The sequence below is a fragment of the Bradyrhizobium quebecense genome (assembly GCF_013373795.3).
Classification (GTDB): Bacteria; Pseudomonadota; Alphaproteobacteria; order Rhizobiales; family Xanthobacteraceae; genus Bradyrhizobium; species Bradyrhizobium quebecense.
In genome coordinates this window covers 8,338,711-8,351,073 of sequence record NZ_CP088022.1, presented here as the reverse complement: position 1 = coordinate 8,351,073, position 12,363 = coordinate 8,338,711, and the positions used below count along the sequence as shown (strand labels likewise).

Annotated in this window: 15 protein-coding genes; 4 read left to right on the top strand and 11 right to left on the bottom strand. The window is 65.7% G+C overall.

The window, feature by feature from the left end; all coding sequences use genetic code 11:
* Nucleotides 1-208 precede the first annotated feature (208 nt).
* The 6 genes from HU230_RS39685 to HU230_RS39660 form a co-directional block, all read right to left on the bottom strand.
* A complete protein-coding gene (locus HU230_RS39685; RefSeq protein ID WP_176533571.1) occupies nt 209-574 on the bottom strand; it encodes a YciI family protein in 366 nt (121 codons plus the stop codon).
* A gap of 81 nt (nt 575-655) precedes the next feature.
* The gene (locus HU230_RS39680) at nt 656-1,081 is read right to left on the bottom strand and encodes a YciI family protein (protein ID WP_176533572.1); all 426 of its coding nucleotides are present in this window, start codon (nt 1,079-1,081) and stop codon (nt 656-658) included.
* A gap of 85 nt (nt 1,082-1,166) precedes the next feature.
* On the bottom strand, nt 1,167-1,583 hold the full coding sequence (locus HU230_RS39675; protein ID WP_176533573.1) for a YciI family protein: 417 nt from the start codon (nt 1,581-1,583) through the stop codon (nt 1,167-1,169).
* A 123-nt stretch (nt 1,584-1,706) separates the two neighbouring features.
* Complete coding sequence (locus tag HU230_RS39670; protein ID WP_176533574.1) at nt 1,707-2,915, bottom strand: serine hydrolase domain-containing protein; 1,209 nt, start codon at nt 2,913-2,915, stop codon at nt 1,707-1,709.
* Between the two features lie 70 nt (nt 2,916-2,985).
* Complete coding sequence (locus HU230_RS39665; protein WP_176533575.1) at nt 2,986-3,357, bottom strand: nuclear transport factor 2 family protein; 372 nt, start codon at nt 3,355-3,357, stop codon at nt 2,986-2,988.
* Nucleotides 3,358-3,517: 160 nt separating this feature from the next.
* Nucleotides 3,518-4,171, bottom strand: coding sequence for a glutathione S-transferase family protein (locus HU230_RS39660; protein ID WP_176533576.1), 654 nt, complete (start codon nt 4,169-4,171; stop codon nt 3,518-3,520).
* A 486-nt stretch (nt 4,172-4,657) separates the two neighbouring features.
* Between HU230_RS39660 and HU230_RS39655 the strand changes: the two genes are divergently transcribed.
* Together HU230_RS39655 and HU230_RS39650 are read left to right on the top strand one after the other, a co-directional pair.
* On the top strand, nt 4,658-6,328 hold the full coding sequence (locus tag HU230_RS39655) for a methyl-accepting chemotaxis protein (RefSeq protein ID WP_176533577.1): 1,671 nt from the start codon (nt 4,658-4,660) through the stop codon (nt 6,326-6,328).
* A 279-nt stretch (nt 6,329-6,607) separates the two neighbouring features.
* On the top strand, nt 6,608-7,396 hold the full coding sequence (locus HU230_RS39650; RefSeq protein WP_176533578.1) for an SDR family NAD(P)-dependent oxidoreductase: 789 nt from the start codon (nt 6,608-6,610) through the stop codon (nt 7,394-7,396).
* A gap of 186 nt (nt 7,397-7,582) precedes the next feature.
* Here HU230_RS39650 and HU230_RS39645 read toward each other — a convergent pair whose 3' ends face one another.
* Both HU230_RS39645 and cobS read right to left on the bottom strand, forming a co-directional pair.
* A complete protein-coding gene (locus tag HU230_RS39645) occupies nt 7,583-8,152 on the bottom strand; it encodes a histidine phosphatase family protein (RefSeq protein ID WP_176533579.1) in 570 nt (189 codons plus the stop codon).
* A 7-nt stretch (nt 8,153-8,159) separates the two neighbouring features.
* Nucleotides 8,160-8,912 carry an adenosylcobinamide-GDP ribazoletransferase gene (gene cobS, locus HU230_RS39640; RefSeq protein ID WP_176533580.1) on the bottom strand — a complete coding sequence of 251 codons (753 nt, stop codon included), beginning with the start codon at nt 8,910-8,912 and terminating at the stop codon, nt 8,160-8,162.
* Nucleotides 8,913-9,107: 195 nt separating this feature from the next.
* On the opposite strand from cobS, the gene cobT reads away from it, so the two are divergent.
* Nucleotides 9,108-10,121, top strand: coding sequence for a nicotinate-nucleotide--dimethylbenzimidazole phosphoribosyltransferase (gene cobT / locus HU230_RS39635; RefSeq protein WP_176533581.1), 1,014 nt, complete (start codon nt 9,108-9,110; stop codon nt 10,119-10,121).
* A gap of 127 nt (nt 10,122-10,248) precedes the next feature.
* Nucleotides 10,249-10,653 carry a S49 family peptidase domain-containing protein gene (locus HU230_RS39630; protein WP_224944289.1) on the top strand — a complete coding sequence of 135 codons (405 nt, stop codon included), beginning with the start codon at nt 10,249-10,251 and terminating at the stop codon, nt 10,651-10,653.
* A gap of 193 nt (nt 10,654-10,846) precedes the next feature.
* On the opposite strand, the gene HU230_RS39625 is transcribed toward HU230_RS39630, so the two are convergent.
* The 3 genes from HU230_RS39625 to HU230_RS39615 all read right to left on the bottom strand — a co-directional run bounded on the left by HU230_RS39625 (nt 10,847) and on the right by HU230_RS39615 (nt 12,318).
* Nucleotides 10,847-11,257, bottom strand: a complete 411-nt coding sequence (locus tag HU230_RS39625) for a VOC family protein (protein ID WP_176533582.1) — start codon at nt 11,255-11,257, stop codon at nt 10,847-10,849.
* 79 nt (nt 11,258-11,336) lie between these two features.
* Nucleotides 11,337-11,873 (bottom strand): SRPBCC family protein, encoded by a 537-nt coding sequence (locus HU230_RS39620; protein WP_176533583.1) that lies wholly within the window; start codon nt 11,871-11,873, stop codon nt 11,337-11,339.
* Nucleotides 11,874-11,907: 34 nt separating this feature from the next.
* Nucleotides 11,908-12,318 carry a DoxX family protein gene (locus tag HU230_RS39615; protein ID WP_176533584.1) on the bottom strand — a complete coding sequence of 137 codons (411 nt, stop codon included), beginning with the start codon at nt 12,316-12,318 and terminating at the stop codon, nt 11,908-11,910.
* Nucleotides 12,319-12,363: the final 45 nt, after the last annotated feature.

The window sequence follows — 12,363 nt, the reverse complement described above, 5'->3', positions numbered from 1 at the left end:
CCTCCACCCGGGGTTTTCAGATTTGCTTGGGCCGGCATGACGTGAGGGCGATGTCGGGCGGGATCAATTGCACGCAGCTTGTCGGTAGATCGAACAAGCAGACGTTCGTTCTCCGGAAGGGAGCCCTCTCCCGCGGGAAGCGGGTGGGAAGCGGGAGAGGTATAGTGAGTTTGGCGCTCCAGCGCCCTGGGGACTAGCGCCCCAGGGACTACCGCCCCGGGATCGGCAGCACCGGCATGATTTCCACGGCCTCGCCGGGGAAGATCGCAAAGTGCGGGTGGTTCTCGAACAGCTTTGCCGCCGCCTCATGCGAGGGCGCGCGCACCACGGTGAAGCCGGTCATCAGATTGGCGATGTCGGCGGTGCCGCCGGCGCCGACCTGCTTGGTCTTGCCGAGCGGCCCGCCCATCTCGACGATCACATCGTGGTGCTTCTCGACCCAGGCGCCCCACGCGGCCATGCCCTGCTGCTCCTTGGCACGCCGTTCGGCCTCCGGCAGCGCGTTCCAGGCGGCCATGCGCGAACCGGTTTTGCCGCCGCCGAGGTAGACGGCGAGGAAGGTGTTGGTGCTCATCGTGCTTCTCCGTTGTGGTGGTTTGACGATCGGTCGGTCGCGCGATGCCGCTTTGGAGCGGCGTCGCTTCTCGTTTGAGATCTAGCGGAGCGCCTTGCCCCAGCCGCCCTGCGGATGCTCGAAGGTCGAAGCCGCCTGCTGCACTTCCTCGGAGAAATCCGCCATCTCCTGCACCTGTCGGATCTCGATCATCTCGTTCGCACTGGCGGGGCACTGCTTCGCCCATGCGATCGCTTCGGCGCGCGAGGCAACCTCGATCATCCAGAAGCCGCCGATCACTTCCTTGGCCTCGGTGAAGGGGCCGTCGACCACCATGGGCTCGCCGGTATCGAACTTGACCCGCGCGCCTGACGCCAGCGGATGCAGGCCTTCCAGCGTGATCAGCACGCCGGCGTCCTTCAGCGCCTGATTGTATCGCATCATCGCGGCGACCCGTTCCGGGTCGAGCTCGAGTTTGGCCGGCGCGGACTCGTAGCCGAGCGGGATCATCAGCATCATGAAACGCATTGGTCGGACTTCCTTGTCTGTTGAATCGCGTGTGACTCTTTCCCCTCGTCGTTCCGGGATGCGCAGGCCCGGAATGACGAAATCGTTACTTCTTTCCAGCCTGCGCACGCAGGCGCTCTCCCTGTTCGCGCAGCTCGGGCGTCAGCGCCTCACCGAAATCCTCCGCGGCGAACACCTGGCGGATCTCGATCTCGGAGCCGCCGCCGAACGGCGCGCGCTTCATCCAGTCGATCGCTTCATCGAGCGACCTGGTCTCGATCAGCCAGAAGCCGCACACCAGATCGCCGGTCGGGCTGAACGGTCCGTGGCTCACGGTGCTCTGCCCGCCGGCATATTTGACGCGCGCGCCCTTGCTGGTCGGATGCAGGCCCTCGCCGGCCTGCATCACGCCGGCCTTGACCATCTCCTCGTTGAACTTGCCCATCGCGGCGAGCAGCTCGGTACTCGGCATCACGCCGGCCTCGGTATCCTTGTTCGCCTTCACGATCACCATGAACTTCATCGTCCTGCTCCGTTGTCTCTGAGCCGATCTCAGCACCGGCGCTCGATTGAACGACGATGCAGAGTTTGCGATTCCGACACGGCCTTTGAAATTATTCTCGAGGTCATTGACGCGCGCTCCGCGCTAGTCATCGATCGCCTGATAGGCGAGCGTCCAGAAATCGGCGAACACCGCGGGCGGCTGCGGCGAATCCATCATGCGCTGGGTCAGCAGGATTCCGGTCATCGTTTCGCGCGGATCGGAATACCAGGAGGTGCCATAGCCGCCGTCCCAGCCGTAGCGACCCGGCACATGACAGAGATCGTCGCGCGCGGTGACGACCGACAGCCCGAAACCCCAACCGCGCGACGCACCGAGCAACAGCTCGGAGCCAAGCCCTTGTTCCGGCGTGAGCTGGTTCGAGGTCATCAGCTCCACCGAGGGGCGCGACAGAATGCGCTCGGTGCCGAGCCGCCCGCCATTGAGCATCATCTGCGCGAAGGCATTGAAATCATCCGCGGTCGACACCAGCCCGGCGCTGCCGTTCTCGAACACCGGCGGCGCCGCGTATTTGCCGGTCGCGGGAACGTCGAACACTTTCAGCGTGCCGGTCGCATGATCGCGTCCATAGGACGTCGCAAATCGCGACAGCTTGTGTTGCGGCACGTGGAAAGCCGTATCGTTCATGCCGAGCGGCCCGAAGATCCGCTCCTGCAGGAAGCCGGCGAACGAGGTTCCGGCAACACGCGCGATCAGGACGCCGAGGATCTGGCTCCCCGCGTCGTAGAGCCAGCGTTCGCCGGGCTGATAGGCCAGCGGCAGCGTGCCGTAGCGGCGCAGCAATTCGTCCGGCGGAAACGACGGAAACACCGGCCCGGGCGCGAAGCCGGCATCCGCGATCGCCATCTGGATCGGATGGCGCGCCGGAAACACCGGGATCATGCCGAGCCCCAGACGGAAGGTCAGAAGGTCGCGCAGCGTAATCGCGCGCTTGGCCGGTACCGTGTCATTGATCTCGGATTCGATGCTGCGCAACACCTTGCGATCGGCGAGCTCGGGCAGCCAGCGATCGATGGGATCATCGAGCTTGAGCCGGCATTCCTCGACCAGGATCATCGCGGCGACCGCCGTCACCGGCTTGGTCATCGAGGCGATGCGGAAGATGGTGTCGCGCTGCATCGGCGGCCCGTCCACCGCCATGCGACCAAGCACATCGGCATGGATCTCGCCGCGACGGCTGACCAGCGCCACGAGACCCGGAACGTCGCCGTCATCGATATGGCGTGCCAGCACCTCGCGCATGCGTCCGAGTCGTGCCTGCGACAGGCCGCTGCTTTCACTCGCAATGGACATTTTCCGGGATTCCTTCGCAGAATTCGTGCTCGCCTGCGACGATCGCGCGAGCGATATCACCGAGGCTGCCTCATCGATCCTGCCTGACCAGTTCGCCGTCCTGATGCGACGGACCGAAATAGACGTCAATGCGCGACACCTTGTCGCCGTCGAACACGAAGAACTCGGTGTTGCGGAAGCTCTTGCCGTCCCGGGCAACGCAGCGATAGGTGACGTAGGCCTCAACGCCGTCGACCATGATGCGCTCGATCTCGTGGCGGCCGATCCAGGCGGAGTCGCGCCAGCACTCGGCGAAATAGCGCGGCTTGTCGATGTTCTCGCCATAGGGCGTCGAGAAGCGGAAATCCTCCGCGAACGCGGCCTCGACGCTCGCGCGGTCATTGGCGAGATAGGCGGCGAAGATCCCGCGGATGATCTCCGCCCTGTTGCCAGCTGCAGCCATGTCGTCTCCACACAGATGTCGCCCGGGCGCCTCGGCGCGACCGGCGCTCCAGAACCCGGGCTTCAGGGAGATGACGAACGGGGCGGCGCGAAAACGACATCGCGCCGCATTTATTTTCGGGGTCCTGACCGGATCTCAGGTTCCTTTTCAGGCTTCCTTTTCAGTCCTCCTTGGGGAACATGCCGAAATAGGGCTCGGCTTCCTTGAGGACGCGCGCGAAGGACGGCCGCGCCTTCAGCCGCTCGAGATAGGCCGCCAGATGCGGATGGCCCTCCCCGATCGGCTCGACCTTGTTGCCGTAGAACAGCGCCGGCGCGGCGGCGCAGTCGGCCAGCGAGACCTGCTCACCCATCATCCAGCCCCCATGCACGAGCTGCTGGTCGAGGATCGCATAGGAGGTGCGGAGTTGGGCCCGCGCCTCGGCGACACCCCGCGGATCCTTGCTGTCCGCCGGACGCAGCCGGTCGCCGACGATCCTCTGCAACGGCAGATGGACATAGAGATCGAGGAAGCGGTCGCGCAGCCGGGTCTGCAACGCAAGCTCCGGGTCGTCAGGAATCAACCTGGCGGTGCCGGGATAGTGCCGGTCGAGATATTCGATGACGATGCTCGATTCAGGCACCGTCTCGCCGCGCGCCTCGTCGCGCAGCACGGGAAAGCGGCCGATCGGCCACAGCGCGAGCAGCGCCGCTCGCTCGGCGGGATCGCCGAGATTGACCATATTCGGCGTGAACGGCGCGCCGTTCTCGTAAAGCGCGACCAGCGCCTTCCAGCAGAACGAGGACAGCGGGTGGTAATGCAGGGTCAGTGACATCAGAACTCCATCATGGAACCAATGCCCGGAGGACGAACCGGAGACCGCCCTGCCGACATCTCGTGCGGCAATTATTTTGGCCGACGCCGGGCGCCGAGAGCGGGCATCGACGCGACGCGGATTCGTCGAGCACCGCGAATCGACGTGCAGGATCGATCCGTGAAGCCGTCAGCAATATCAGCCTTCGTAATAGGCCTATCAGCGTTGCTGAAGTGCACGCGTTGCAATCATCTGCATCGGACCAAAGTTGTCATCGATTTTCGTCCGTAAGATTACGGTAAACATCGCATCACGACCATGGATGACAACGTGCAGATCAGAAAATTACTTCGCAATCTGAGATAGATGCGCGCGCGCCGCGCTGCATTATGCAGTCCGTGCCAAGCCGCAGGCTTTACCGATGCTAAACGGCTCGCTGCAACCTTTCCGTGAGTTGCCGCGATCTGCTTTTCCATCCCGTTTCATTTGACCCCTCACGGAGCCCTGATGTTCAGTTTCAGCAACAAGGCAAACATCGACAATGCACTGGCGCAAGCCGCAGCGATCGGCAAATCGCAGGCGGTGATCGAGTTCAGGCTCGACGGCACCATCGTCACCGCCAACGAGAACTTCCTGAACGCGATGGGCTACTCGCTCGACGAGATCAGGGGCAAGCACCACAGCATGTTCGTCGAGCCGGCGTATCGCGACAGCCACGACTATCGCGCGTTCTGGGCGAGCCTGAATCGCGGCGAATTCCAGGCCGCGCAGTACAAGCGCATTGCCAAGGGCGGCGGCGAGGTCTGGATCCAGGCCTCCTACAACCCGATCCTGGACAAGAACGGCAAGCCGGTCGGCGTCATCAAGTTCGCCACCGACATCACCGCGCAGAAGATCCACAGCATGGAAGATGCCGGCAAGATCGCCGCGATCGGCCGCGCGCAGGCGGTGATCGAGTTCAACATGGACGGCACCATCGTCAATGCCAACGAGAACTTCCTCGGCGTGATGGGTTACTCGCTCGCCGAGATCCAGGGCAAGCATCACAGCATGTTCATGCCGCCGGCCGACCGCGACAGCCCGGCCTATCGCGATTTCTGGGCACGGCTGAACCGCGGCGAGCTCGAGACCGGCGAGTTCAAGCGCCTCACCAAGGGCGCCAAGGAGATCTGGATCCTCGCCAGCTACAATCCGATCCTCGACGACCGCGGCAAACCATTCAAGGTCGTCAAGTTCGCGACCGACGTCACGCAGCAGAAGCTGAGGGCCGCCGACAATGACGGCCAGATCGACGCGATCGGCAAGTCGCAAGCCGTGATCGAGTTCAACATGGACGGCACCATCCGCACCGCGAACCCGAACTTCCTCGCCGCGATGGGCTATCTGCTCGCCGAGATTCAGGGCAAGCATCACAGCATGTTCGTCGAGCCGGTCGAGGCGAGCTCGGCGGGCTACCGCGAGTTCTGGGGAGCGCTGAACCGCGGCGAGTTCCAGGCCGCCGAATACAAGCGCATCGCCAAGGGCGGCCGCGAGATCTGGATCCAGGCTTCCTACAACCCGATCCTCGATCTCAACGGCAAGCCCTACAAGGTGGTGAAATACGCCACCGACATCACCGCGCAGGCGATCGGCCGCAAGAAGGCCGACAGCGCGCGCGGCCTGATCGAGGCGGTCGCCGCCGGCAGCGAGGAGATGAGCGCCTCGATCCGCGAGATCTCGGAGACCATGACCAAGTCGAAGCAGAACGCCGCGGTCGCCACCGGCCGCGTCGAGGCTGCCGACGGACAGGCGCAGAAGCTCAATGCCGCAGCGCAGGCGATGAGCGGCATCGTGGAGATGATCTCGAGCATCACCGGCCAGATCAACCTGCTCGCGCTCAACGCCACGATCGAATCGGCGCGTGCGGGCGAAGCCGGACGCGGCTTCGCGGTGGTGGCCTCCGAGGTAAAGAGCCTCGCCAACCAGGCCAAGCAGGCGACCGACACGATCTCCTCGGAGATCGATGCGCTGAACTCGATCGCCGCCGAGGTGGTCACCTCGCTGTCCGAGATCAAGGCGGCGATCGCCGGCGTCAACGAATACATCACCTCCACCGCCGCCGCGGTCGAGGAGCAGAGCATCGTGACGCAGGACATGTCGACCAACATGCAGCGCGCCTCGGCCGAGCTCGCGGCGTAGGTAGCGGTGCGATCCTCGAAGGATGGACGGCCAGGCTGGTGGCTGTGCATCCTTCGAGACGCGCCTTCTCGGGTCAAATGAGTGTAGCGCAGCCGCCGCACCCACGTCATTGCGAGCGAAGCGAAGCAATCCACCGGGGCCGCGCGGGGAAAATAGATTGCTTCATCGCTATCGCTCCTCGCAATGACGGCAGAGCAAGCTTAGCGCCTCTCAGGTTGACATCACCGGACAAAGGTCGCAGACGGTCGGGACTTGCTGCCCGAACCGATGGACCATCCGATGAATTCCGCTTCCCCCAAAGTCGCACTCGTGACCGGCGCCGCGCGCGGCATCGGGCTTGCCGCAGCGAAGCGCTTTCTCGCCGACGGCTGGCGCGTCGCGCTGCTCGACATCGAGGGCGAATTGCTGCGCGCCGCGGTCGCGGCATTGAAGCAGCCCGACACGACGCTGGCGCTGACCTGCGACGTATCGGATGCCGCTGGCGTGGCAGCGGCGATCGCGGCGATCACGGACCGATTCGGCCGGCTCGATGCGCTGGTCAACAACGCCGGCATCGCCGTGTTCACGCCGGTGCTGGAGACCTCCGACGCCGACTGGAACAGGATCATGGCGGTCAACCTCACCGGCCCGTTCCTGTGCACCAAGGCGGCCGCGCCCGTGATGCGCGAGCATGGCGGCGGCGCGATCGTCAACATCACCTCGATCTCGGCGGTGCGCGCCTCGACGCTGCGCTCGGCCTACGGCACCAGCAAGGCCGGCCTCGCGCATCTCACCAAGCAGCTCGCGGTCGAGCTCGCCTCGCTCGGCATCCGCGTCAACGGCGTCGCGCCCGGGCCGGTCGAGACCGCGATGGCCAAGGCCGTCCACACGCCGGAGATCTGCGCCGACTATCACGACGCCATTCCGCTCAACCGCTACGGGCTGGAAGAGGAGCTCGCGGAAGCCATCTTCTTCCTGTGCTCGGATCGCGCCAGCTACATCACCGGCCAGATCCTCGCCGTCGACGGCGGCTTCGACGCCGCCGGCATCGGCCTGCCGACGCTGCGCGGCCAGCGCCGGAATGGGTAGCGCCTTTCTGTAGCAGCACTCCTCCTCGTTGCCCGTCACCCTGAGGAGCGCGCTCTTGCGCGCGTCTCGAAGGGTCGACGGCCCGGCTGGTGGCCGTGCACCCTTCGAGGCTCGCTCTGCTCGCACCTCCAGCGACAAAGGCGAAGCCTTTGCGCGGGGGTGACCCGTAGAAAGCAGCGAGAAGGCCTACCGCCCATTCACCGCGACAACGCGCCAGCTGCCAGCCAGCCGGTCGATCCGCGTCAGCGACAGCGGATCGATGACGAAGCGCAGCGCCAATTCCGGCGCGAGCTCGAGCGCGATTGCGAGGATCGCGCGGATGGTGCCGGAATGCACGACCAGCACGGCGTCGCCGGCCGGCAGGCGCGCCAACCCTGTCCGTGCGCGCGCGATCTGATCGGCGAAGCTTTCACCGCGCGGCGGCCGGTTGGTCCCCGGTGAATTCCAGAACGCGCGATAGGCCTCCGCGCCGAGCTCGGCCTCGATCTCGCTGTGGCGCCGGCCGGTCCAGTCGCCAAAATCCTGCTCGCGAAAGGCATCATCCGCCGTTGCCGTCAGGCCGAGCTTTGCTGCGGTCGCGCTGGTGCGCCGCGCCGGACTGCAGACCGCGAAAGCGTCAGCCGGCAGCTTCGCCTGCAACGCTGCAAAGGCCGCGGCATCGCCGAGGTCCGCGGGCGCATCCGGCGCATGGATCACGCCGCGCGGACCGTCGACCGGTGCGTGGCGGATCAGCCAGAGACGCGTTTCGTGATCCATGTTTCGCTCACCCGAATCGCGCCGCGAGCAGCACCAGGATCGCGGTCTCCGCAACCTGCTCTGCCCCGCCAAGCACGTCGCCGGTCTGGCCGCCGATCTGCCGCTTTGCCAGCAGCGCCATGATCAATGCGCTCGCGCCGGCCGCGATCGCCGCCAGCAGCGCGCTGCCGAAGGGCAGAGCGAGGAGGGCGATCACCAGCGCGATGCCGGCTGCGACCACCGCAATCGTGCCATCGGGCCGGCCGGCATTGGCCGCGAGCCCATCCTTGCGCGCGTAAGGCAGGCTGATCGCGATCCACGGCAACACGCCGCGGCCGAGCGCATGCGCGGCGATCAGGCTCTGCACCACCATGCCGTTGGGAAGCGCCGCCAACGCCGCAAGCCTGGTGGCAAAGCTCACCACCAGCGCCAGCGCGCCATAGGTGCCGAGCCGGCTGTCGCGCATGATCTCGAGCTTGGCCGCTACATCGCGGCCGCCGCCGAACCCGTCGGCGACATCGGCGAGCCCGTCCTCGTGCAGCGCGCCGGTCAACAGCGCGCCGCCGCCGAGCGCCAGCGCCGCCGCGGCGAGATCCGGCACGCCGATCGTCCGCAGCAGCAGGCAGAACAGGCCGATCGCCGCCCCGATGCCAGCCCCGACCAGGGGAAACAGCCGCTGCGCCCGGGCAAAGCCCTCCGGCCGCGCGCCGTCCGGATGCGGCATCGGCAGCCGGGTCAGAAAGGCGATGGCGGTCCTGAGATCGTCGAGCAAGTCACGCATGGTCTTGGTATTCAAAGTCCTGGCCTTCAAAATTGTTCTAAAACGCGATGAGGTCAGGTTGGATCGTCACCGCGCTTCAGCCTCCTGTTAGGGCATGATCTCCGCGCAAGCGCTACGCGTTTGTCGCGCGGGAAAACCGCTTCACAGCGCTCCGGAACATGCTTTAGTTTGCGGCCCGCTCGACGAGGGAATCGCATGCAGTTCAGTACTCTAGACGACATCCGCAGCTTTTGTCGCGACCTGCCCGACGGCGACGCGGCGAGCGCCGCGGCCGCCACGCTGCGCCAGCAGAACCTGACCAAGCCGCCGGGCAGCCTCGGCCGGCTGGAAGAGGTTGCGATCTGGCTCGCGCGCTGGCAGCGGCGCGAGATCCCCCGCCTCGACCAGGTCACGATCGCCGTGTTCGCCGGCAATCACGGCATCGCCGAGCGCGGCGTCTCCGCCTTTCCCTCTGAAGTCACCGCGCAGATGGTGGCGAATTTCGCCGCGGGGGGCGCCGCGATCAACCAGATCGCCAGGCTTGCCGGTGCCGAGCTGCGCGTCGAGCCGCTCGAGCTCGCACGTCCGACCCGCGATTTCACGATGGCGCCGGCGATGGACGGCGCCGATTTCCTCGTCGCCTTCGACACCGGCTGGCGCACGGTGCCGGAGCGATGCGATTTGCTCGTGGTCGGCGAGATGGGCATCGCCAACACCACGGTCGCCGCCACGCTGTGCGCGGCATTGATGGGCGGGCGCGGCGCGCGCTGGGCCGGCCGCGGCACCGGCGTCGACGATGCCGGCCTGCTGCGCAAGCGCACCGTGATCGATACCGCGCTGAAGCTGCATCGCAGCCTGCTCGACGATCCCCTCGCCGTCGCCGTCGCGCTCGGCGGCCGCGAGCTCGCGGCCATCGCAGGCGCCGTGCTGGCAGCGCGGGCACGATCGATCCCGGTGCTGCTCGACGGCTTCGTCGCGACATCGGCGGTGCTGCCGCTGGCGCGGCTTGCGCCTGATAGCCTCGCGCATTGCCGCGCCGGCCATGTCTCGGCCGAGCTCGGCCATCGCCAGCTGCTGCGCGAACTGCAGCTCGCGCCCCTGCTCGATCTCGAGATGCGGCTCGGCGAAGCCTCCGGCGCAGGGGTTGCGATCCTGCTGCTGCGCGCGGCGCTCGCCTGTCATAGCGGCATGGCGACCTTTGCCGAGGCCGGCGTCTCCGGCGCGGGCTGACAAACTGTCGCCGCATGCGCTGGCCAAACTGGAGCATGGCGCCAGCCGGAGCGACGCTAACGGAAGGAACCGCCGCATGCGCATCGGTGCGATCTGGAAGATGTCGACGATCTCGACGATCTTGGGGATGGCAGCGCTGCTTGCCGGTGTCTCCGGCGCACAGGCCGACGTCCGCATCCTCGCCAGCCCCGGCGGGCAGGTCGGCCCGTTCATCGAACTGTTCGACAAAGTGCGCGAGTCAGGAGAGCGCGTGGTGATCGACGGGCCGTGCCTGTCGGCCTGCACGCTGGTGCTCTCGATGGTGCCGGGCGACCGTATCTGCGTGACGCGGCGTGCCGTGCTCGGCTTCCACGCCGCGCGCTCGATCGACCGGCGCGGCCGAACCTTTGCGGAGCCGGAAGCATCCGAGGCGGTGCTGGAGGCCTATCCGGCGCCGGTACGCGGCTGGATCGTGCGCCGCGGCGGCCTGACCTCACGCCTGCTGCTGCTGCGCGGCCGCGAGCTCGTGGCGATCTATCCGCGGTGCAGGTGAAGCGCTCTCTCCGTCCCGTCATCCCCGCGCAATGGCTGCGCCATTGTCGCTGGAGGTGCGAGCCTTGCGGCGCAATTGCGCTGCTGGGCGAGCCTCGAAGGATGCGCGGCCACCAGCCGGGCCGTCGATCCTTCGAGGGCCGCGGAAGAAGCGGCCACCTCAGGATGACGGTCCCGACCGGGTCGCTTGCGGCCTACATCTGCTGCGGGCAGTTCACCATCCAGGGGATGCCGAACTGATCGACGCACATGCCGAAACCGTTGGAGAAGAAGGTCTTGCCGAACGGCATGGTGACCGTGCCGCCTTCGGACAGCGCCTTGAAGCGGCTCGCGCCCTCCGTGGGATCCTCGACCTGCAGCGAGACGTGAAACCCCTGCGGCTTCTGGAAGTGGCCGGGCGGGGCGTCGGAGGCCATGATGATCTCGCCGTCGATCGAGACCCTGGCGTGCATGATCTTGTCCTTCCAGCCGGGCGGCGTCTGCATCTCCGGATTGCCCTCGCCGTAGGGATAGGTTTCCTCGATCCGCGCACCGAGTACCTTCTGGTAGAAGTTCAGCGCGGCGCCGCAATTGCCGTCGTAGGAGAGATAGGGGTTGACCTGCATCACATGCTCCCTGGGTAGATTCTCGTTTTGACGCGTTTTCTTCACGCGAACCGGTAACCACTTCGCTCGAAAACGCTCTCTATCTTTCAATCAGCTTCTTCAGATTGGCGAGACCGACCTCGAAATCCTTGCCGATCATGTGATCCAGGTTCATGAACACCTGCATCACCTTCGACATGAAGACGGCCGGACCATACATGGTCCATGTGACGCTGGTCGCATCTCCCTGCGGCAGCATTGTGAACTCGGCGGTGTTGTGGCCCTCGAACGGTTTGAGGAAGTCGAGCTTGATGACGATCTTCGACGGCGCGGACGATTGCAGGATCTCCATGCGGCCGGTGCCGACATTCTTATTGCCGTCCCAGGCATAGATCGCCCCCTGCCCGCGCCCGGCGCCGTCATAGGTGCGCTTCATGGCCGGATCCCGATTCTCGTAGGGCGACCAAACCGTCCACTGCCGGAAATCGTCGATCAATGGAAAGATCCGTTCCGCCGGCGCATTGATGCTGGTCGCACGCGTGACGCGGAATGTGCTCGGCTTGGTCGCCGCGAGGACGAGGATGACGGCAATCGCGACCGCGAGGATGACAGCGATGATGGCAATGGTCTCGAACATGATGGTCTCCAGGTCGATGAATGAAGAGGATAGCTCAGCGGCGAAACGGAAGCAGCGCGCGCAGATTGCCATCGCGCAGATAGAGCCCGCCCCACACCATCAGGCCGAGATAGAGCCCGAACAGCGTGTGGCTGAACAGCGGGCTGCCGATCCGCACATGGGACGCGATCGCACCGCCGAGATAGCCGGTGAGCAGGATCGCGCCGAGGATCGAGGTCGGCGGCACCGAGTACAGCAGCGTGCAGACGATGGTGATGATGCCGAGGCTGCGCGCCAGCGTATCGCTGGCGCCAAAGCCCATCTTGTCCATGGTCTCGGTGACGACAGGCAATGGCAGCAGCTTGATCGCGCCATCGAACAGCAGGAAAAGGATAACCACGCCGCTCATGACGCGGCCGGTGATGCGGGCGGGCTTTGAGACTTCGGTGTCGACGATCGTCGGCATAGCGGGCTCCGTAAGGCTTGGTGATGCTCTGCCTCCATGACGAAC

Coding starts and splice junctions, on each gene's coding strand:
- HU230_RS39660 (WP_176533576.1), bottom strand. CDS start 4,171: ATGTCACTGACCCTGCATTACCACCCGCTGTCCTCGTTCTGCTGGAAG.
- cobS (WP_176533580.1), bottom strand. CDS start 8,912: ATGCGTGACTTGCTCGACGATCTCAGGACCGCCATCGCCTTTCTGACC.
- HU230_RS39665 (WP_176533575.1), bottom strand. CDS start 3,357: ATGGCTGCAGCTGGCAACAGGGCGGAGATCATCCGCGGGATCTTCGCC.
- HU230_RS39650 (WP_176533578.1), top strand. CDS start 6,608: ATGAATTCCGCTTCCCCCAAAGTCGCACTCGTGACCGGCGCCGCGCGC.
- HU230_RS39630 (WP_224944289.1), top strand. CDS start 10,249: ATGGCAGCGCTGCTTGCCGGTGTCTCCGGCGCACAGGCCGACGTCCGC.
- HU230_RS39625 (WP_176533582.1), bottom strand. CDS start 11,257: ATGCAGGTCAACCCCTATCTCTCCTACGACGGCAATTGCGGCGCCGCG.
- HU230_RS39685 (WP_176533571.1), bottom strand. CDS start 574: ATGAGCACCAACACCTTCCTCGCCGTCTACCTCGGCGGCGGCAAAACC.
- cobT (WP_176533581.1), top strand. CDS start 9,108: ATGCAGTTCAGTACTCTAGACGACATCCGCAGCTTTTGTCGCGACCTG.
- HU230_RS39620 (WP_176533583.1), bottom strand. CDS start 11,873: ATGTTCGAGACCATTGCCATCATCGCTGTCATCCTCGCGGTCGCGATT.
- HU230_RS39645 (WP_176533579.1), bottom strand. CDS start 8,152: ATGGATCACGAAACGCGTCTCTGGCTGATCCGCCACGCACCGGTCGAC.
- HU230_RS39675 (WP_176533573.1), bottom strand. CDS start 1,583: ATGAAGTTCATGGTGATCGTGAAGGCGAACAAGGATACCGAGGCCGGC.
- HU230_RS39655 (WP_176533577.1), top strand. CDS start 4,658: ATGTTCAGTTTCAGCAACAAGGCAAACATCGACAATGCACTGGCGCAA.
- HU230_RS39680 (WP_176533572.1), bottom strand. CDS start 1,081: ATGCGTTTCATGATGCTGATGATCCCGCTCGGCTACGAGTCCGCGCCG.
- HU230_RS39670 (WP_176533574.1), bottom strand. CDS start 2,915: ATGTCCATTGCGAGTGAAAGCAGCGGCCTGTCGCAGGCACGACTCGGA.
- HU230_RS39615 (WP_176533584.1), bottom strand. CDS start 12,318: ATGCCGACGATCGTCGACACCGAAGTCTCAAAGCCCGCCCGCATCACC.